22 protein-coding genes are annotated in these 18654 nt (G+C 49.8%); 5 read left to right on the plus strand and 17 right to left on the minus strand.

The annotated features are described in order from the left end of the window. Both HRM2_RS14965 and HRM2_RS14970 read left to right on the plus strand, forming a co-directional pair. Positions 1 to 1428 carry an aminopeptidase gene (locus HRM2_RS14965; protein WP_015904877.1) on the plus strand — a complete coding sequence of 476 codons (1428 nt, stop codon included), beginning with the start codon at positions 1 to 3 and terminating at the stop codon, positions 1426 to 1428. Beyond that, positions 1412 to 2593 (plus strand): D-alanyl-D-alanine carboxypeptidase/D-alanyl-D-alanine-endopeptidase, encoded by a 1182-nt coding sequence (locus tag HRM2_RS14970; protein WP_015904878.1) that lies wholly within the window; start codon positions 1412 to 1414, stop codon positions 2591 to 2593. Before HRM2_RS14965 ends, HRM2_RS14970 begins: the two co-directional genes overlap by 17 nt. 31 nt (positions 2594 to 2624) lie before the next feature. On the opposite strand, the gene folE2 is transcribed toward HRM2_RS14970, so the two are convergent. The 7 genes from folE2 to lon form a co-directional block, all read right to left on the minus strand. Beyond that, positions 2625 to 3410, minus strand: coding sequence for a GTP cyclohydrolase FolE2 (gene folE2, locus HRM2_RS14975; protein WP_015904879.1), 786 nt, complete (start codon positions 3408 to 3410; stop codon positions 2625 to 2627). Further along, a complete protein-coding gene (locus HRM2_RS14980; RefSeq protein ID WP_232364043.1) occupies positions 3407 to 4138 on the minus strand; it encodes a tRNA lysidine(34) synthetase in 732 nt (243 codons plus the stop codon). The genes folE2 and HRM2_RS14980 overlap by 4 nt, the downstream gene beginning before the upstream one ends. An 11-nt stretch (positions 4139 to 4149) precedes the next feature. Further along, positions 4150 to 4356 (minus strand): DNA-directed RNA polymerase subunit omega, encoded by a 207-nt coding sequence (gene rpoZ, locus HRM2_RS14985; protein ID WP_015904881.1) that lies wholly within the window; start codon positions 4354 to 4356, stop codon positions 4150 to 4152. Positions 4357 to 4371: 15 nt separating this feature from the next. Then, on the minus strand, positions 4372 to 4839 hold the full coding sequence (greA, locus tag HRM2_RS14990; RefSeq protein ID WP_041274017.1) for a transcription elongation factor GreA: 468 nt from the start codon (positions 4837 to 4839) through the stop codon (positions 4372 to 4374). Between the two features lie 161 nt (positions 4840 to 5000). After that, entirely contained in the window at positions 5001 to 5672 is a 672-nt protein-coding gene (locus HRM2_RS14995) for a phosphatidylserine decarboxylase family protein (RefSeq protein ID WP_015904883.1), read from the minus strand. Between the two features lie 32 nt (positions 5673 to 5704). Next, positions 5705 to 6406 (minus strand): tRNA (adenosine(37)-N6)-threonylcarbamoyltransferase complex dimerization subunit type 1 TsaB, encoded by a 702-nt coding sequence (tsaB, locus tag HRM2_RS15000; protein WP_015904884.1) that lies wholly within the window; start codon positions 6404 to 6406, stop codon positions 5705 to 5707. Continuing rightward, positions 6403 to 8826, minus strand: a complete 2424-nt coding sequence (lon, locus tag HRM2_RS15005) for an endopeptidase La (RefSeq protein ID WP_015904885.1) — start codon at positions 8824 to 8826, stop codon at positions 6403 to 6405. The genes tsaB and lon overlap by 4 nt, the downstream gene beginning before the upstream one ends. A 184-nt stretch (positions 8827 to 9010) precedes the next feature. On the opposite strand from lon, the gene HRM2_RS15010 reads away from it, so the two are divergent. Further along, positions 9011 to 9787 (plus strand): prepilin peptidase, encoded by a 777-nt coding sequence (locus tag HRM2_RS15010; RefSeq protein WP_015904886.1) that lies wholly within the window; start codon positions 9011 to 9013, stop codon positions 9785 to 9787. 8 nt (positions 9788 to 9795) lie between these two features. On the opposite strand, the gene HRM2_RS15015 is transcribed toward HRM2_RS15010, so the two are convergent. Continuing rightward, entirely contained in the window at positions 9796 to 10245 is a 450-nt protein-coding gene (locus HRM2_RS15015; RefSeq protein WP_015904887.1) for a chemotaxis protein CheX, read from the minus strand. Between the two features lie 301 nt (positions 10246 to 10546). On the opposite strand from HRM2_RS15015, the gene HRM2_RS15020 reads away from it, so the two are divergent. Both HRM2_RS15020 and HRM2_RS15025 read left to right on the plus strand, forming a co-directional pair. Next, positions 10547 to 10816, plus strand: coding sequence for an HU family DNA-binding protein (locus tag HRM2_RS15020; protein ID WP_015904888.1), 270 nt, complete (start codon positions 10547 to 10549; stop codon positions 10814 to 10816). A 77-nt stretch (positions 10817 to 10893) separates the two neighbouring features. Then, the gene (locus tag HRM2_RS15025) at positions 10894 to 11676 is read left to right on the plus strand and encodes a PilZ domain-containing protein (RefSeq protein WP_015904889.1); all 783 of its coding nucleotides are present in this window, start codon (positions 10894 to 10896) and stop codon (positions 11674 to 11676) included. 12 nt (positions 11677 to 11688) lie between these two features. Here the strand turns inward: HRM2_RS15025 and HRM2_RS15030 are convergent, their stop codons facing one another. The 9 genes from HRM2_RS15030 to HRM2_RS15070 all read right to left on the minus strand — a co-directional run bounded on the left by HRM2_RS15030 (position 11689) and on the right by HRM2_RS15070 (position 18640). Then, the gene (locus tag HRM2_RS15030; protein ID WP_015904890.1) at positions 11689 to 13104 is read right to left on the minus strand and encodes an exonuclease domain-containing protein; all 1416 of its coding nucleotides are present in this window, start codon (positions 13102 to 13104) and stop codon (positions 11689 to 11691) included. A 60-nt stretch (positions 13105 to 13164) separates the two neighbouring features. Beyond that, entirely contained in the window at positions 13165 to 13560 is a 396-nt protein-coding gene (gene rpsI / locus HRM2_RS15035) for a 30S ribosomal protein S9 (protein ID WP_015904891.1), read from the minus strand. 26 nt (positions 13561 to 13586) lie between these two features. Then, the gene (gene rplM, locus HRM2_RS15040; protein WP_015904892.1) at positions 13587 to 14021 is read right to left on the minus strand and encodes a 50S ribosomal protein L13; all 435 of its coding nucleotides are present in this window, start codon (positions 14019 to 14021) and stop codon (positions 13587 to 13589) included. A gap of 73 nt (positions 14022 to 14094) precedes the next feature. After that, positions 14095 to 14502, minus strand: a complete 408-nt coding sequence (locus tag HRM2_RS15045; protein ID WP_148214642.1) for a bactofilin family protein — start codon at positions 14500 to 14502, stop codon at positions 14095 to 14097. A 25-nt stretch (positions 14503 to 14527) separates the two neighbouring features. Continuing rightward, positions 14528 to 15352 carry a hypothetical protein gene (locus HRM2_RS15050; RefSeq protein WP_015904894.1) on the minus strand — a complete coding sequence of 275 codons (825 nt, stop codon included), beginning with the start codon at positions 15350 to 15352 and terminating at the stop codon, positions 14528 to 14530. Between the two features lie 45 nt (positions 15353 to 15397). Beyond that, on the minus strand, positions 15398 to 16441 hold the full coding sequence (locus HRM2_RS25370) for a L,D-transpeptidase family protein (protein WP_015904895.1): 1044 nt from the start codon (positions 16439 to 16441) through the stop codon (positions 15398 to 15400). Between the two features lie 2 nt (positions 16442 to 16443). Continuing rightward, positions 16444 to 17508 carry a Holliday junction branch migration DNA helicase RuvB gene (ruvB, locus tag HRM2_RS15060; protein ID WP_015904896.1) on the minus strand — a complete coding sequence of 355 codons (1065 nt, stop codon included), beginning with the start codon at positions 17506 to 17508 and terminating at the stop codon, positions 16444 to 16446. Beyond that, positions 17505 to 18149 (minus strand): Holliday junction branch migration protein RuvA, encoded by a 645-nt coding sequence (gene ruvA, locus HRM2_RS15065; protein WP_015904897.1) that lies wholly within the window; start codon positions 18147 to 18149, stop codon positions 17505 to 17507. Before ruvA ends, ruvB begins: the two co-directional genes overlap by 4 nt. Beyond that, a complete protein-coding gene (locus tag HRM2_RS15070; RefSeq protein WP_015904898.1) occupies positions 18146 to 18640 on the minus strand; it encodes a crossover junction endodeoxyribonuclease RuvC in 495 nt (164 codons plus the stop codon). Before HRM2_RS15070 ends, ruvA begins: the two co-directional genes overlap by 4 nt. Positions 18641 to 18654 lie beyond the last annotated feature (14 nt).

Genomic DNA, 18654 nt, shown 5'->3' on the forward strand with positions numbered 1-18654 from the left:
ATGAATAAAAAAGAGATTGAACAGCTTAAGACCAAACTTTTCAAACAAGACCGCCTGGCCTGGGACGAACTGGCTTCAGCAGAAACGGAAAAGGTATTTGCCCTGGCCGAAGACTACAAAATTTTTCTTGACCGTTCAAAGACCGAGCGGGAGGCAGCAGGTCAAATCGTTGCACGGGCCGAGGACAAGGGATTTATCAGCATGGACGCAGCCCTAAAACAGGGATCGGTCTCCCCCCACCAAAAGGTCTACTCAATATTCAAGGAAAAATGCGTTGCCCTGGCCGTGGTGGGCAAGGCCCCCATTCAAGACGGCATGAACCTCATTGCCTCCCACATTGATTCACCGCGCCTGGATCTCAAGCAGAATCCCGTGTATGAGGACACCGACCTTGCCCTGTTAAAGACCCACTACTATGGCGGCATACGAAAGTACCAGTGGATGTCGATTCCCCTGGCCCTCCACGGCAGGATCATCCGGGCCGACGGCGAAACCATGGACATCACCATTGGTGAAGGAGCGGATGATCCCGTGTTTGTGGTGTCTGATCTTCTGCCCCACCTTGCCGGCAAGATCCAGGAGGACAAAAAACTCTCGGAAGCCTTTGAGGGCGAAAAGCTTAACCTTATTGCCGGAAGCCTACCCCTGGGTAAAGACAGCGTCAGCGACCGGTTCAAGCTTGCCCTGCTCAACCTTTTTCACCAGCGGTACGGTATCTGCGAGGCTGATTTTGTCAGTGCGGAATTAGAAGCCGTGCCGGCAGGCAGGTCAAGGGACATCGGCCTTGACCGATCCCTTGTGGGCGGATACGGCCAGGATGACCGGATCTGTGCCTTTACCGAGCTTACTGCACTTTTGGAGACCAAGGCACCCCAGCGCACGGCCCTTGGGCTTTTCTTTGACAAGGAAGAGATCGGCAGCGAAGGAAACACCGGTGCCCAGACAGCCTTTATGGCCGATTTTATCTCAGACCTTCTCCGCCTCACAACAGGGGCAGGGGCGGTAACCGAGCAGACCGTCAGACGGGCCCTGATCAACACCCGTGCCCTGTCAGCGGATGTCAATGCCGCCATGGATCCGGATTTCAAGGAGGTCCATGAAAAGATGAACGCGGCAAAAATCGGCCACGGCGTCTGCATGACCAAGTTCACAGGCTCCCGGGGAAAATCGGGTTCAAGCGATGCCAGTGCTGAATTTGTCGGTGCAATCAGAACCCTTTTTGATAAAAATAACATCGTCTGGCAAACCGGAGAGCTCGGCAAAATCGACCAGGGGGGCGGCGGCACCCTGGCAAAATTTCTTGCCCAGCGGGGAATGGAAATCCTTGACTGCGGCCCTGCCGTTCTTTCCATGCACTCGCCCTTTGAAATCGCAAGCAAGGCCGACATCTACATGACCTTTAAGGGATACCATGCCTTTTTTGCATAAATGGATTCTTCTGCTCTTCCTGGCAATGGCCCTTGTCCAGTCCCCTGGGGCCATTGCCGGAACACCTAAGATCGGGTATCTTGTGGCCGACAGCCACGGAAAAGTCATGGACGCCCTGAACCCGGACCAGGCGTTCGTACCGGCATCAACTTTTAAGTTGCTCACGGCCCTGGGTGCCTTTAACGAACTGGGGGAAAATTTCAGATTCAAGACAAAATTTTTCCTGGGTCCGGACCGGACACTTAAAATAAAAGGCTCTGGAGATCCGCTCATCACATCGGAAATCCTGGAAAAAAGCTGCTGCGACCTTGCATCTATTCTTTTGAAAAAGGGCGTTTCAACGATCAAGACCCTAGTGGTTGACAACCTTTTTTTTGAGCCGGACATCCAAATCCCGGGCACGGGCGGCTCCACCAACCCCTATGATGCAGGGGTGAACGCCCTTAGCGCCAATTTCAACACCGTATCGTTCAGGTTTGACAAACACGACGGTCAACTCCTGAGCGGGGAACCCCAGACCCCCCTGCTGTCGTTTACACGCCCCAGGATTCTGGCCTCGGGCCTTGACCGGGGAAGAATCGTTCTTTCAAGGATTGAAAGCCGAACCTATGCAGGACGACTGGTCAAGTTTTTTCTGGAACAAAAGGGAATCAAGGTAATGGGCGGAGTCGAGGAAGGTCAGGTGCTTCAACAGGATTTGCACATCTATACCCATGTCTCACCCTACACCCTGGCAGAACTGGTACGGCAGCTGTTACAATTTTCCAACAACTTCATGGCAAACCAGATTTTCCTGACGGCCGGAGCAGCAGCGTTTTCACCCCCTGCAAGTCTTGAAAAATCGGTGGGTGCCCTCAGGGCCTACGCCAGCAATACCCTTGGCATTGAAAACATTTCCATTGCCGAAGGTTCCGGCATTTCAAGGCGCAATAGAATCTCCCCCCGTGAAATGCTCAAGGTGCTGATGGCATTCAAATCCCATTATTCACTCATGAACCACGAACGAGACGAGTTCTACAAAACAGGCACCCTGGACGGGGTGCGTACCCGGGTCGGGTATTTTACAGGCAAAAACAACAGCCTCTTTCCCTTTATCATCATGATCAATCAGCAGGGGCAAGGATACAAAATAATAAAAGAGCGATTAAAATCCATGGTCCAATAGAACAGCCCCATACCCGGCCACGGTGCCTAGGTTAAAAGTTGGTTCTGTCACCGTTTTCAATGTAGGCATAGGCGCTGTGGTTGTGGATGGACTCAAAATTTTCAGCACTCACCGAAAACCAGGTAATGTTCTCATCATCGTTGAGAATCTGTGACACATCCCTGACCACGTCCTCCACAAACTTAGGATTTTCATACCCCCGCTCGGTGACCGCTTTTTCATCCTCACGCTTGAGAACAGAATAGACATCACAGGAGGCACACCCCTCCACAAGATTAATCATGTCCTCGATCCAGATGAGGCGCTTAAAGCGGGTGGAAACAAGCACCTCACCCCGCTGGTTATGGGCACCATATTTGCTGATTTCCTTTGAGCAGGGACAGACCGATGTAATGGGAACGGCCACCTTGAGCACCATGTCCCGGTCACGTTCAGGCGTGGATGAGCCGTGGATGGAACAGATGTAATCCATCAACCCCTTGCAGCCAGTCACGGGAGCCTCTTTTTCTACAAAGTAGGGAAAGGTAATCTCGATATGGGAACTCTGGGCACCCAGGGTCGTTTTCATGTCTTCAAGAATATTGTCAATGGAGTCAAGGGAGACCTGCTCCCGAAAGAGGTTCAGCAACTCCACAAACCGGCTCATGTGGGTGCCCTTGCACTGGTGGGGCAGATCCACAAACATGCCGATGGTTGCGATGGTGGACTGTACGCCGTTGCTCTTGTCCATCACCTTTATGGGGTAGCGAAGATTCTTGATCCCCACCTTGTCAATGGGGATGTTCCGGTAGTCACGCTGCTTTTGAATATCAATCATAATGTCTGCTTTAAAAGATAATCCATTTTTACCCGGCCCATGGCTTTGAAGATATTTCCCTTGATGTGGGGGTTCTCAGCATACAACCCTTCAAGCATGTGCCTGACAGCTGTCCTTTTTGTGAACCCGTCACTGGGACAGGGATTCTTGAAAGCCGGAAATCCCAGAGATTCAGACAAAGATACAATGCGTCGTTTTTCAACATAGGCAAGGGGTCTTATGATCTCAAGCGTTCCGTCAAAAAAAGACTGGCAGGGCTTCATTGTCCCAATGGCTCCAGAATAAAACATGTTAATAAAGAGTGTCTCAATGAGATCGTCCTTGTTGTGGCCAAGGGCAATGGTGTTGCACCCCTGATCCCTTGCGATCTCAAAAAGGCGCTTCCTCCTGAGGCGCGAGCACAGGAAGCAGGGATTTTCCTGATTCTCGTCGCTGTGAGCAACAATACCATGGTCTGTACGTTCAACCATCAACGGCCCGAGATGAAATTCCACATAGGCCTTGAGGTCTCCTGCAAAGCTTGGCTCAAACCCAGGGTCCACATAAACCGGCACAAGATGAAAATCCAGGGGAGCCTTTTTTTTTAGATCAACCAGCATCCTCAAGAGGGTCAGGCTGTCCATGCCGCCTGACACCCCTACAACGATTCTGTCTCCCGGGGAAATCATGCCATAGTCATGGACGGCTTTTCCCAGGGAACGGTTGACTTTTTTATAGACCCCCTGCAACAATCTTCCTGCTACCCTTTTTTGTCGGATTTATTTTTCAGTACAATCCGGTTGGCGGCAATCTCCCTCAACGCTATGACGGCATCTTCGTTTTTAGAAGGTTTAATGAGCAGATCAGCGCCTTCCCGGAGCTGGCGAACCCGCAGGGCCGCCATGTGTACCAGGGCAAACCGGCTGGGTACATTTTTCAAACAGTCTTCAATGGTTACTCTTGCCAAAACAAACCTCCAGTATTATAAAATGTCTACAATCTCATAGTTCCTCTTGCCACCGGGCGCCTGAATAACGATCTCGTCCCCAGGCTGCTTGCCGAGGAGGGCCATCCCAAGGGGAGAGGATACGGAAATTTTCCCCTTGTGGATGTCAGATTCTTCCTGACCGACGATCATATACTCAACCTCTTCTCCAGAATCAAGGTTTTCAATAACAACCCGGGAGGCAAAACGGACACAATCCTTGGACACCGTTGCAGGGTCGATAATCTTTGCACTGGCAATTTTGTACCCCAGCTCACCGATTCTTCCCTCAATAAAGGATTGCCTGTCCTTTGCAGCATCAAATTCGGCATTTTCAGAAAGATCGCCATGGGCCCGGGCAATCTCGATGGCCTTGATGTTTTGCGGACGCTCAATTGTTTTAAGTCTCTGCAGCTCTTCCTTTAGTGCTGCATAACCTTCTATTGTGATAGGTATCTGATCCAAGATCTTCTTTTCTCCATATAATATAAAAAAACAAAATAGTCCATCTCCAGGCCTGCCCATATAGGCCAAGGGATGGACAAACAAACAATCATTAAAAAGAGCCTGTCATGAACAGGCTCCTGCTTTTCTTAAATTTTCCCCCTGCATGGCAGAATCTCGTTCTAAGCCATATACCCAACAATGGAAGACCCGGCACTCACCCGTTCACCCACCTTGACACAGATACGGGTGTCCATGGGAAGATAAAGATCTAATCGTGATCCAAAACAGATCATACCATACCGGTCACCCCGGACAAGGATGTCACCCTGTTTTACATCACAGACGATTCGTCTTGCCACAAGGCCTGCAATCTGAACCACCCCGTAGCGGCTGCCCTGGTTCGTCCGGAGGACAAGGGCATTTCTTTCATTGTCCTTGGATGCCTTGTCAAGGGAGGCGTTAAAGAACTTACCCGGATAATAGGTTGTTTCTTCCACCGTTCCGGCAAAGGGCACCCGGTTCACATGGACGTTGAATACGTTCATGAAGATGCTCACCATGATGCAGGGCCCGTCGACATAGTCGTTATCCATGACCTTTTCCGCCTTGACCACGCGGCCATCAGCAGGCGACACCAAGGCATTTTCCTCCCCGGGGATTAATCGGTCAGGATCCCTGAAGAACCAGCAGACAAAGGCCGTCGCGGCCAGGGCTGCAACGCCAGGGACCCACCAGCCCATAAAAAAAAGCAAGCCCGTCACAATGCAGGCTGAACAGATGTAAACCAAACCGGGTCTTGCAAAGGGAAAATCAGCCTTTGCAGGCCATTTTGTAACTTTCTTATTTTCCATTCTTATCTAAATACCAGAGAGAAACCACCTTGTCAACAAAAGCGGTCGGGATGTCTGTCGTAGTTTATCTCAGCATCCGACCGTCGGATGTATACGGGCAAAAGGGACAAAGGATCCTTTGAAAGCAGTTCCGGGGTCTGAAAAAGGGCATGGGCCAATGCCGATGCCCTGACCTGGTTCTGAAATTGAGGTGCAAACGAGGCCTCCTTCGGGGCAAGGACATCTATTTCTTTGTGGTATGCCTCGACACCGGAACCCACATAAAGGGCTGCCCCGCCTGCAAGGGAAACGGCCTGTTCCGGGGTGACGCAGACCTCTTCTGACTTGTGGATCATCCGCCCCTTTGAAAAACGGTAACAGGCCGTGTAAACCTCTCCCCTTTTGGCGTCCATCAATGCACAGACCGTTCTGTCAGACGTTGCCACCTGCCATGCAATGGCGTCAAGGCTTGAGATCCCGGCAACCGGCTTTGATGCGGCATAAGCAATCCCCTTTACAACACTGATGCCGATGCGAAGCCCGGTGAAACTGCCCGGCCCCCTTGCCGCCACAAACCCGTCAATTTCAGACAGGGGTATACCGGCCCGTGTGGAGAGCATGGAATGAATCATTTCCATGATTACCCTGGAATGGGTGATCCTGCTTGAGAAGAACTCTTCACACACAAGCCTTGAATCCTCAACAAGGGCAACGCTTGCACTTGTCTCGGAGGTATTTACGGCAACAATCTTCATTGTGCCTCAGTCACCCCATCCGTCTCCTTACCCGGCTGGGGAATCTGACGTGGCTCAAAGGCAATGTCAAGCACCTGATCAAGCTCCTTGACACAGAAGAACTCAATCTTTTTCTTAACGCTCTTTGGCATGTCAAAAAGATCCTTTCGGTTCTTTTCCGGAATGATGATCTTTTTTATCCCCACCCGCAGGGCACCCAGGGCCTTTTCCTTGAGTCCGCCAATGGGAAGCACCCTTCCCCTGAGGGAAATCTCGCCGGTCATGGCCACCTGATTACGGACAACCCTTCCGGTAAACGCTGAAATAAGGGCCGTTGCCATGGCAATGCCCGCCGAAGGGCCGTCCTTTGGAATAGCACCGGCAGGCACGTGGATGTGAATATCCTTTTCCTCAAACGCTTCTTTTTTTATGCCGAACCGTTCCATGTTGGCCTTGGTAAAAGTGAGGGCAGCCCTTGCAGACTCCTGCATCACATCCCCGATCTGGCCGGTCACGGAAAGTTCACCCTTGCCGTGGCACAGGGCAACCTCGATATAAAGAGGCTCTCCGCCCACCTCTGTCCAGGCAAGACCAGTCACAAGGCCCACCTGGCTCTCTTCCTGGTCAAGTTCATCAACATATGTCGGTGGCCCGAGAAAGGTCGTCAAACTCTGTTTTTTTATGGCATATTTACCCTTCTGACCTTCAGCAATCTTTCTTGCTATCTTCCGGCAGATGGCACCCAGCTTTCTTTCAAGTTCGCGCAACCCTGCCTCAAGGGTGTACTCGGAAATCACCGCTGCAAGGGCTCCGGAACTGATGGTGATGTGACGTCTGCCCAGTCCGTTCTCCTTTAGCTGCCTGGGAAAAAGATGGGTTGTGGCAATGGTCTGCTTCTCCTCCCTTGTGTAACCGGGTATCCGAATCACCTCCATGCGGTCCAGAAGGGCCGATGGAATGGTGTCGGTCATGTTGGCCGTAAGGATAAACAATACCTTTGAAAGGTCAAAGGGCATGTTCAGGTAATGATCACTGAACTCGGTGTTCTGCTCCGGGTCCAGGGCCTCAAGCAAAGCTGAGGAAGGATCACCCCTGAAATCATTGCCAAGCTTGTCGATCTCATCGAGCATGAACACCGGGTTGTTTACCTTGCACTGGCGAAGTCCCTGGAGTATCCGGCCGGGCATGGCCCCGATATAAGTTCGCCTGTGGCCCCTGATCTCAGCCTCATCCCGGATGCCGCCAAGGGAGATGCGTATGAACTTTCGCTTCATTGCCTTTGCAATGGCCTGGCCCAGGGAAGTTTTCCCAACCCCGGGAGGTCCTGCAAAACAAATAATCTGGCCCTTTAAACCGGGGTTGAGTTTTCTGACACTCAGGTATTCAAGTATTCGATCCTTGACCTTGTCAAGGCCGTAGTGATTCTTGTCAAGGAGCTGGGCTGACTTTTCAATGTCCAGAAAATCCTTGGTCGAACGGTTCCAGGGCAGCTCCACAATGCAGTCAAGATAGGTCCGTATGATGGACGCCTCTGACGAGTCCGAATGCATCTGTTCAAGGCGCCTCAACTGTTTAAAAGCCTCTTCAAGGGAATCAGGTGGCAGTTTTGCCTTTTTCAGCTTGACCTTATAATCTTCGACCTCTGCAAACCGGTCTTCGCCCTCCCCTAATTCCCTGTGGATGGCCTTGACCTGCTCCCGAAGAAAATAGTCCCGCTGGCTCTTGGATATTTCATCCTTTACATCGGTCTGGATTCTTGCCTGGACCGTTGAAAGTTCAAGCTCCCTTGCAAGAAGATCATTAACCTTTGTCAGACGCTTAACCGTGTCCGAGGTTTCCAGTAGAATCTGGGCATCCTCGACCTTGAGCCTGAGATTTGCCGCAACAAGATCGGCAAGTTTTCCCGGAGACTCAATATGCTCAAGAATCAACCCCACATCCCCAGACAACTCTCCCCTCAGGGCAAGAATCTTTTCACTGCTCTCCCTTACGTTGCGCATGAGGGCTTCGGTTTCAATGGTAACCTCCTCAAGCTCCAGATCCTTGACAAGGGCAATTTCAACCTCAAAACTGGCCTTTTTCTTGATAAATCGCTTGATCTGGGCCTTGGTGATGCCCTGCACAAGGGCTTTTATCCTGCCGTCGGGCAGTTTAAGCATCTTCTGAACCCGGCCCACGGTACCCATCTCATATACATCAGACGCCTTGGGATTCTCCACCTCTGAATCTTTTTGGGCACACAGAAAGAGATAGCGATCCTTAGCCATGGCCTTTTCTACGGCCTTGATGGATTTTTCCCGGCCAACAAACAGGGGCAGAAGCATGTCGGTAAAGATAACAACATCCCTGACGGGCATCATGGGAAGGGTCAAGGGAATATCTTCAAGGCTTCCCTCTTTTTCTATTATCTCGATAAGGTCATCCATATCGGTCTCTGCCATTTGAACTCCTTTTGGTTTTACTTTGATTATTGTAGCACTAACAATAAATCATTTTTACCAGTTTACAACATCAATTCCATTTTTTTATTAATACCGACCCTGACTTGCAGCAATTTGAATTACTGCCTGACTTGACTTGGATCTGAAAAAATTCTATAGGGGAGACACTATAAAAGGAGACCCTATGACCATACCCATGGTATTGACCATTATAATTTTCTTCACAGGGGCATGCATCGGAAGTTTTTTAAACGTCTGCATCTATCGGATTCCCCTCCATCTGTCCATTGTCTGGCCAGGCTCAGCCTGCCCCCGCTGCAAGACCCCCCTGCCCTTTTATCTGAATATACCGATTTTAAGTTATATCCTCATCAGGGGAAAATGCAGATTCTGTCATGCACCCATTTCCATTCGATATCCCCTTGTGGAAGCGTTGACAGGCTTCCTGGCCCTGGCTGTCACGGCAAAGTTCGGGATCACTCCTGCCACTCTTTTTTATTTTACCTTTGCAGCCACCCTTGTGGTCATCTCATTCATCGACATTGACTTTCAGATCATTCCGGACATCATCTCCCTTCCCGGCATCCTCGTATTTGCGTCGGCTTCTGTGTTTATTCCCCGGATGGATTTCATGGACACGATCCTGGGAATTGTCGCCGGCGGAGGGACCCTCTACCTGGTGGCCCTGGTTTATTATCTTATCAGAAAAGAAGAGGGCATGGGCGGCGGTGACATCAAGCTGCTTGCCATGATCGGTGGCGTGGTCGGCTGGCAGGGGGTGGCATTCACTCTTTTTGCCGGTTCTTTGATGGGTACGGCAGGCGGGGTCATCATCATGGTCCTCACAAGGCTTGGGGACGTCAAGCTCAAAATTCCCTTTGGCCCCTTTTTGTCCGCAGGCAGCCTTGTCTACATTTTCTTCGGTGAACCCATTATAAACTGGTACTTCAGTCTGCTTTAGTCTCTTCCCTATAAACAAACCTCAATAAACAGATCTCCCTTTGTGGTTTTAAAGGGAAGCACCAGTACCCGGCCGGCATGGGACATATTCTGCCCCCTGCCGGTCTTGACCTCCAGAAGCTTGACCCCCACGCTTTTACCCATCTCAGTCATTTTTGTGGTCACGTGTCCAGAGACCATATTGCCGATCTCACCCACGGCATCTATTATCTCTTCATCCATCCGGGTCATGGACTCACCAAACATCGCAGAAACAATCCCGAGAATGCTTTTCTCAGTAAAACTCAGACAGGCAGACCCGGTTACATCCCCGGTGATGGACAAAACTGCTGAAATGTCACCCAGGGCAATGGTGTCCGTCTTGACGTAGCACAACCCCGGTGCGGCCTTTACAGAAGCCGTGGTATCGAGAATATAAAGTGTTCCCTCAATAAAAGGATTTACCATTGCAGCGTCCATATTTTCTCCTTTGTGAAATGAATTGTATGCCCATTTAACGGGCTGTGCAACCCATTAATTACAAAAAAATCCCAATAAATGCTTGACACCACCATTGCAAGCACGTAACGTACGAAAAAAAGCTGGTGCACGCCCCCATTGCTGTATCTCAGCTGATTTTTATTAACCAGTTCCAAGTTATATAAAATAAAGGAATCAAGCCAGCTTGCCTTTGCATACTGGTATTAATACCCAAGACTGTTTTAACGAAAGCTTTATATAATTCTGGTAACCTGCTAACGACAAAAAGGAGTGATCTACAATGAACAAAGGTGATTTGATCAACAAGGTATCTGAAGTCCTCAACAGCAAAAAAGACGCTCAGACTGCAGTGGACTGCATCCTTGCGACAGTAACCGAAGCCCTTGCTGAAAAAGAGTCTGTAACCCTGGTAGGTTTTGGAACCTTTAAAACAGCCGAGCGAAAAGCAAGAAAAGGAAGAAACCCCCAGACAGGGAATGAAATTGATATCCCGGCCAGGTTCGTCCCAAAGTTTATTCCTGGCAAAGCACTCAAAGACGCTGTAAAATAACTCGACTTCAGTTTCATACCAGCCGCTCAGGCAGCACTTGTACAAGAGTACAGTGCTGCCTGTAATCTTTATATTCCATGATCTTTCCCCAAGAACCAACCATGCCCATTGATCTTGATATCGAAAGAATACTATCGCCCTGCCTCGGTGTTGAAATTGTTTTCGACCTCAACTCCCTTACGCCCCTTGTCAGGTCGTCGATCATCTACGATGTTGATCATTTAAAACAGATATTCATCACTGCCCAGCCCAGAATTTTGATTCATCCGAATTTCGTTGCAAAGACAATCCACCTGACAACACTGGTGACTGTGCAAGGCAGCAAAAAAAGAATCGGCATCAAATGCAGACCAATCCAGTTTGACAACAACTACCGGTTGTCAAACGACAACCGTGTTGGTGCCATCATTTTTAAATACGATCCACCCATAACAGAGACCACCATTCGTTCGGCATACCGCCTTCCCGTGGGCAAAAGACACGATATCAGGGTAAAACTTATCCATGGGGAAAACAACTATTATTCAACCAAAGACTTTTCAATCAGAGACATTTCCCTGGCGGGAATCTCCCTGGTAATCCCAAAGTTTTTCAAAAACCGGCAAAAAAACCTTCTTGAACGTATTAAAGTCAATGTCCTGATCCCCCTTGGAATCATCATCAACAAGGATCCCGGCATTCCCGACACAGTCATCCCTGCCATCATTAAAATCGTGAGAATACAAAGAAACACCGCAGGACTCTATCTGGTGGCTGGGGCAAAATTTGAACGTTTTGGTAAACATACCGGCGAAGAGGAACTCAACATGTTCATCCACAGGGCCCAACTCGAGGACCTGAAAAGACTCAGCGGCATCTGACCTAAAGAGATTTCACATGGATTTTATGTGGGCGTCAAGCCAGTCAAGGATAGCCTTCTGATCCGCATCAAGCCCTTGAGCCGACCTGACAGAGGCAAGCTCCTGGGCGGCCATATCACAGGTGAATTTCAAGTCGTTCCGATACCCCTTCACAGGGTCATCTCCGAGGGGACCACGAATTTTCACCATATACCTGTCATGGCCGGCACGAACCTCGGGGGCAGCCTGTTCGTAAAAATTTCTCAACACAATCCGTTGGGCAAGGCCCTTAACCCGGGGCGAAACCAGGGTTTCGCAAACGCCCATTTCCCCATTGTTGATCGCCCTGTGGAAAACGCCCATCTCCTTTTTTTCAACACTGGAAAAAAAACCGTCCTGATAAAGGGAGGCATCAAGGTCAAGATCCGGCACAAAGGGATATTTAAACGACCTGTGATGAATGACAAGCTTCTGGAATTCATCCTGGTTCGCTTTGAGCATGGCGATATTTTTTTCACAAACCTGATGCTGGGAGGGGGTAAGCCGATTCCAGAAACGATCCAGGGAAGGCAGCACGATTTTTGCCTCGCCATATCGTTTTCGAAGAACAAAGGGTCCATCGCCTGAATCAGGTTTAAACGGCAAAACCAGCTCCTTGTCAAGCCTGAGCCAGAGACTCTGGTTGGCGTAAGGGGTTGAGTGCCCAAGGCTCAACACCGGTGCCATGTACGTCAAATCACTGCCAAACGATACCGAGACCATGATACAGAGCCTGTGTCGACCAAATATAGACTGGAACACCTCATCCACGGCATCCAGTCTTGCCTGGTCATTCTTTTTATCAAAAAAATCAAGACAATAGTTCCACATGCGCTTTTGTCCCGAAAGCCGTCGGGCAAGGGCAAGGGTTGCTTCAACATCGGTCATGGCATCGTGGGCCCTGCCGGATTGAACCAGATTATTTTTTTCGCTGATCAATTCAAGGCGCATGGAAGCCTTATCGTCGATTACAGGCCAATGGATCCCATCGGGTTTAAAAATCCGATAAAGGGTGGCAATGGGAAGCAGATCCATTCGGGCACAATCATTGGCATACTGGTGGGTGTAGGGGTCAAGAAGATTTCGATAAAAGGCGAATCGCAGGAATTCGTCATCAAACCCAAGGGAGTTGTAACCGATACTGATGGTATCAGGCGTATTTAACAGCCGGTGAATAAGGGCTACGCCCTGGTATTCACATAGTCCGTCTTTTAAATCTTCAGGGGTAAGTCGGTGGGTGATAAATGCACCCGGGGAAGGAACGATATCGTTTCGAAGGGATATGACTATGGACGTCCGATCTATCTCCCTTAATTCCAAGTCCGTTCGAATGGCGGCAAAGGTGAGAATCTGATCAAAGGCGGGATTGAGTCCGCTTGTCTCAATATCATAGAAAAGAAAAGTTTTCATGGATACAAAAAAAATGGGAATACTTCATTCTTTAAAAAAAGAAGCATTCCCATTTGAATTTTATCTCTTGGAGAACTGGAAACGAGCCCGAGCACCCTTCTGGCCATATTTTTTACGCTCTTTAACCCTGGCGTCACGGGTAAGACAACCCGCCTTCTTAAGGATACCCCGAAGGTCCGGATCTGACAGAACAAGGGCCTTAGTAATGCCGTGACGGATCGCCTTGGCCTGTCCCATAATGCCACCGCCAAGAACGGTCACCTTGATATCAAATACATCCGCCTTGTCCGTCAGGGCAAGGGGAAGTTCAAGTGCTTCCCGGGCCGTACCCAGAGGAAAGTAATCCTCCAGTGCCCTGTTGTTGACAGTGATGATCCCTGTTCCGGGCTTGATCCAGGTTTTTGCCACAGAACACTTTCTCTTACCGGTAGCATAATAGCTGTTATTATTTTCCATAAAATATTTCCAGTCCCTTTTCTCGACTAAATTTCAAGTGTCTTGGGCTGTTGAGCTGCATGGGGATGCTCTTCACCAGCATAGACGTATAATTTATTGTTAAGCTTCCTGCCAAGCCTGTTCTTGGGAAGCATTCCCCTGACAGCCCTTCTGACAAGCTCTTCAGGCTGCTTTACCAGAAGTTCTTTTGCTGTAATAGACTTTAGGCTTCCGGTGTAACCGGAATGGCGATAATAGGTCTTCTGATCCCACTTATTGCCGGTAAGCCGTACCTTGTCTGCATTAACAACAATAACCCAATCCCCTGTATCTGTATGGGGGGTATAAAGAGGATTATATTTGCCACGAATTCTTGCGGCGACTTCCGAAGCAATCCTTCCAAGAACCTTATCCTTGGCATCAACCACACACCAGTTTTCCTGGTTGTCGGATCTTTTTGCACTATATGTATATTTTTTCAATTTCCTCACACTCCTGTTCGTAAAATAATTTGGATTATCTACTCCATTCTCCCGGAACTGTCAAGTTCTATTTTCAAAGTTCAATTTTCCTGCCGTCCCCGGGCATAGGGTTTGTTTCATCTTTTTTTTTGCTGTCAATGGTCATTTTTTTTGCCGTTTTACAACACACATCGGCATTTAAAATTCCGCCGTTTTCAACGATGAGGTCTTTGCACACAACCTTTCCGGAACAGCTGCCCGTTGAAAGAATGATCAGCTCCTTGGACGCATGGATTTCCCCCTCAAAACTGCCGCCAATGGTCATGCTGACCACCCTGGCATCTGAGTGGACCTCCCCCTCCTCGGCAATAACAACCGTTTCCCCTTCAATGGCCCCCCTGAGACTGCCCTTGATGATCAGCTTTCCACGACTCACAATGGAACCGTCAATCTTCAGTTCACTGTCGATAATCGACAGGTTCAATCCTTTTTTTTTCCCCACATTGCTTCTCCTGCCCGTTTTATGTTTACCCCTCTGTTTCTGCAAGCATAATATCCTGCATGAAGATCAGGTCACCCTGGTCGTCATACACAAAAACGGTTGCCGAATTAAAGGCATCAGGGGAAAGGGTTGATTTCACCCTGAAGTTAATGGGTTTAAAGTGGGCTATTGAAAAATACCGTCCCTTCTTATAGAGGGTTGGTTTGCCCTTGTCAATACCAACAGATGGAAGTACCAGCCAGTTTGAATCAATCGAGGTGCCAGGTTTTAAAGCAACAAAAACATATCCTGCAACGGCGTCCAGATCAGAGGAAATATTTTTAATATTAAAGCGAACCAAAAGATCCCCGTTTTTCCCGTCATTGCTGACACGGATGTCTTCAATTGCAATGGAAGCCCCAGGGGGGATTTGGGTTGTCTGATCAAGCTTTGACGGCCCATGTGTTGATTTCAATTGGGGTTCAATACTTTTTTTTTCAGAAGGTGCCGCTTCCCGGTCAGCCCCCGAATCAAGATCGGCCGCGTTGCCGGACAGTACCAGACGGGCCATCAGGATCTCCTTGTCGTTGGCAAGCCCCTGTATGGTCAACTCCTGGACATGTAGCTGCTGGACCAGGTCGGTCCTGGAACCTTGTCCAGCGATAAAATACCAGACAAGACTTGCCGTCGTCGCCGTTAAACCAAGGGTTAAACAAACAAGAACAACCAACAGGCGACGAACCCATGGAACAGGATCCACCTTTCCAGAATCATCAATGAGATAAAACGCTGCCTTGTTCTTTTTCCTTACCGGAACCAATCTTGAATGAGGCTTCAATTCTTGTTCAATCTTTTTCGATGGATTTATCATGCATTTCCCCTGAAAAGTTCGAAAAACTCCCATCCATGCCAAAAATCATCTATTCAACCCCTCCTGAAGCAAAGGTTCAGAAGCGTCGCCAAGGTAAAGAATCTCAGCTGCCTCAGCCAGAATCCCTATATCCCCCATCTCTCCCTTGGGAAAAGTCTGGAACAGATCGCCTGTGATCCTGTAATCATCCCCCTCTTTTTCAACAAACAACTTTCGCTTCCCCAGGGTTTGATGCTGGTTGCCAAGGACTAGTTTCATATTAAAAAAAATGACAAAGAGGGCCCTTTCCCTGTAGATGCCGGGTGAATCAATGGAGATGTTGAAACTAAGATCCCGTTGAGCCGCATGCTGCCTTATGGCCGACCAGGTTTTCCACCACGGGATCTCTGGAAGATAGTCTGGATTATAGAGCAGGAGATAGTCCTGGTCGGTGCCCGACTCAATGGCCTGTTTCCATTGGGACACAAGTGAGAGCAACGCCTGTTTTTCCCGATTGAGGGATGCAGACTCTGCATACAAGAGAGTGTCCGTCAGCACCACCGGTGTCACACCGGGAACAAGATAGGGGGCAAGCCTCAGGATATCCTGGTTGTTCATGGCAACACACCCGTTTGAATCCATGGGTTTCAACGGTTTATTGGTTCCATGGAGCCAAATGGCGCTTCCATCCCGCCCCTTTCTGCGGTCAATAAAATTGGGATAATCCGTGGGAAACGCTTTTTTTCCGTAAACCGCAGACAGGTAGCGATCCTCATACGCATCCGTTAGAAAATAAACCCCTTCGGGTGTCTTCTGATCCCCGGACTTTAATTTTCTCCCAGGAGATGCCCCGGTGGAACAGGGAACCCGCATCCGTTCGTACACCCCCTGACTATCCGACGAAAACAAAAACAGCTGCTGTGAACTTTTTTCAACGACCACGGCATTCATTCCCATGGGCACAAGGATCAGGCCCTCGGGTCTCGTATCTGATTCTCCAGGTTCGTTGGCCCCTGCAAAAACAATTTGTACACCGAACATCAGCCCGAATAACATCACGCCTGCGAGGAAACGGTGGAGGCCTATTTTTTTCTGAAATGCACGGATCACACTTAAAACAACTCCATCTGATGCTTGATACCAAGGTGTTCATAGGCCCCGACTGAAGCCCTGCGGCCGGCAGAGGTTCGCATCACCATGCCGATCTTTAAAAGATAGGGCTCAACCACATCAACCAGGGTGTCGGTTTCCTCCTGGAGGGTTGCGGCAACGGCTTCAATACCCACTGGACCGCCCCTGTAAAACTCGATGATGGTCCTGAGGTAGTTCCGGTCAAGCACGGTCAGCCCCTTAGAATCAATGCCCTCAAGACTCAAGGCGGCAGCAACGCTCTTTTGTGTTACTTCGCCACTGGAGCGCACCATGGAAAAATCCCTGACCCGTTTTAACAGTCGGTTGGCGATCCGTGGGGTTCCCCTGGAACGGCGGGCAAGTTCAAGGGCAGCACCATCATCTAAAACTACATTTAAGAGCCCGGCCGAACGGCGTATGATGGTCACAAGCTCTTCATCTGTGTAAAAATCAAGACTTCGAAAAATGCCGAACCGGTCCCGTAAAGGAGAGGAAATAAGACCGACCCGGGTGGTGGCACCCACAAGAACAAACTGCTTTAACCGGTATCTGTGACTCCTTGCATGGAGCCCCTTGTCAAAGACAAAATCCACGGCAAAATCCTCCATTGCGGGATAGAGGAACTCTTCAACCGTCTTGGGAAGTCTGTGGATCTCATCGATAAACAGGATATCCCCCCGGGCGAGGTTGGTGAGCATGCCGATGAGATCCCCCCCCTTCTCAAGGGCCGGTCCCGAAGTGACGGTGAGTGTTCCGCCCATTTCATTGGCAATGATATGTGAGATAGTCGTTTTTCCAAGCCCTGGTGGACCGTGGAGCAACACATGGTCCAGGCAGTCACCCCTCATCTTAGCCGCCTGTATGGCAATTTTGAGGGTTTCCACTGTGTCGGTCTGACCCACGTAGGACTCAAATCGATCCGGGCGAAGGGAGACCACCTCGGACGAGTCGTCAACGGGCTGGCTCGAGGGGGTGATCAGTTCCTTGCCTGAGGTTTCACCCCTTTTGTCGTTCTTTGAGGAAAACGAAAGAATGCCGTCACTCATGCGTCCACATCCCCCTTGTATACCTCGTCAAACAGAGCTTCAGGCGTCATTATTTCCGGATCCCGGTCAAGGGCCTGGGCCACCATCATTTTGGCAGCACTCGGGGTGTGCCCCAGTTGTTGCACAAGGACATCCACGACCTGGTCAATCGCCTTTTGAATGGGCAGGGAAGGCGTCCCGGTTTTTGAAACACCGTCGCCTGCGCCTGCTTCGTCTGCCGCGAGCAAAAAACGGCCGGCCTTTCCATGGAGGGCCGCAACAATCTTCTGGGCCGTCCTTCGACCGATCCCCTTGAGGGTGGCCAAAAAGGCGACATCCTTATTTTCAATGGCTCTGGCAATGGTTGACACAGAGTGTTCCATGGCCTTGGCAGCCTTGAGGGGTCCGATGGCGTCCACGGTTATGAACAGCTGAAAAAAATCCTTTTCCTCAGCTGAGTCAAAACCAATGAGAACCGGCTTTGGCTGTCGATCAGTCTGGTGGTAATAGATGTAAAGGTTCAAGAATTCATCTGAAAGTTTGTTTTGAACCGATGCAACCACGGTGGCAGGCAAAAGGATCTCATACCCCACCTGGTTTACAAGTAAAAGAACATTATCCGCCTCAAGGTTCAGCACCTTTCCCTGGAGAAAACCGATCATAACTGCTTCTGCCTTCTGTAAAACCCGGCAAGGGCAAGGGCAAGGGCGTCTGCCGCATGGAAGGGTCGGATGGGATGGGGATGGTTCAGTATATTTCTCACGGATTTCTCCACCTGGTTTTTATCGGCACTGCCCGACCCGGTGACCACCCGCTTGGCCTCCCTGACGGACAGCTCTTCAACCCTGGCGCCTGCCTTGAATGCGGCAACAAGCAGAACACCGGACACTTTCCCGAGCATAATACCCGATCCTGGATATTTTTCAAGGGAGAAGACATCCTCAATCACAACAAGATCAGGCTTTTCCTGACAGAGAAAGTCACACACCCGGGTAAAGATAGTGTTGAGCCGGGAATGGGTGGGGTCATCTTTGTGGGTTGAAATGCTGCCAAACGAGTAGTCGGCTATGTCAGTACCCCTTCCTTCAATCACACCAATCCCTGTTCCTGCAAGACCAGGGTCAAGACCGATTACCTTGACCATCAAAGACATCCTTCAACCCACCC

This window comes from Desulforapulum autotrophicum HRM2, assembly GCF_000020365.1.
GTDB classification, from domain to species: domain Bacteria; phylum Desulfobacterota; class Desulfobacteria; order Desulfobacterales; family Desulfobacteraceae; genus Desulforapulum; species Desulforapulum autotrophicum.

Bases quoted from the DNA above. Each gene is read 5' to 3' on its own strand.
- lon (WP_015904885.1), bottom strand. From the start codon at position 8,826: ATGGCAGAGACCGATATGGATGACCTTATCGAGATAATAGAAAAAGAG.
- HRM2_RS15025 (WP_015904889.1), top strand. From the start codon at position 10,894: ATGATCTTTCCCCAAGAACCAACCATGCCCATTGATCTTGATATCGAA.
- ruvA (WP_015904897.1), bottom strand. From the start codon at position 18,149: ATGATCGGTTTTCTCCAGGGAAAGGTGCTGAACCTTGAGGCGGATAAT.
- HRM2_RS15015 (WP_015904887.1), bottom strand. From the start codon at position 10,245: ATGGACGCTGCAATGGTAAATCCTTTTATTGAGGGAACACTTTATATT.
- folE2 (WP_015904879.1), bottom strand. From the start codon at position 3,410: ATGATTGATATTCAAAAGCAGCGTGACTACCGGAACATCCCCATTGAC.
- HRM2_RS14995 (WP_015904883.1), bottom strand. From the start codon at position 5,672: ATGGAAAATAAGAAAGTTACAAAATGGCCTGCAAAGGCTGATTTTCCC.
- tsaB (WP_015904884.1), bottom strand. From the start codon at position 6,406: ATGAAGATTGTTGCCGTAAATACCTCCGAGACAAGTGCAAGCGTTGCC.
- HRM2_RS15070 (WP_015904898.1), bottom strand. From the start codon at position 18,640: ATGTCTTTGATGGTCAAGGTAATCGGTCTTGACCCTGGTCTTGCAGGA.
- HRM2_RS14970 (WP_015904878.1), top strand. From the start codon at position 1,412: ATGCCTTTTTTGCATAAATGGATTCTTCTGCTCTTCCTGGCAATGGCC.
- HRM2_RS15010 (WP_015904886.1), top strand. From the start codon at position 9,011: ATGACCATACCCATGGTATTGACCATTATAATTTTCTTCACAGGGGCA.
- HRM2_RS14965 (WP_015904877.1), top strand. From the start codon at position 1: ATGAATAAAAAAGAGATTGAACAGCTTAAGACCAAACTTTTCAAACAA.
- rpsI (WP_015904891.1), bottom strand. From the start codon at position 13,560: ATGGAAAATAATAACAGCTATTATGCTACCGGTAAGAGAAAGTGTTCT.
- HRM2_RS15020 (WP_015904888.1), top strand. From the start codon at position 10,547: ATGAACAAAGGTGATTTGATCAACAAGGTATCTGAAGTCCTCAACAGC.
- HRM2_RS15050 (WP_015904894.1), bottom strand. From the start codon at position 15,352: ATGATAAATCCATCGAAAAAGATTGAACAAGAATTGAAGCCTCATTCA.
- HRM2_RS15030 (WP_015904890.1), bottom strand. From the start codon at position 13,104: ATGAAAACTTTTCTTTTCTATGATATTGAGACAAGCGGACTCAATCCC.
- ruvB (WP_015904896.1), bottom strand. From the start codon at position 17,508: ATGAGTGACGGCATTCTTTCGTTTTCCTCAAAGAACGACAAAAGGGGT.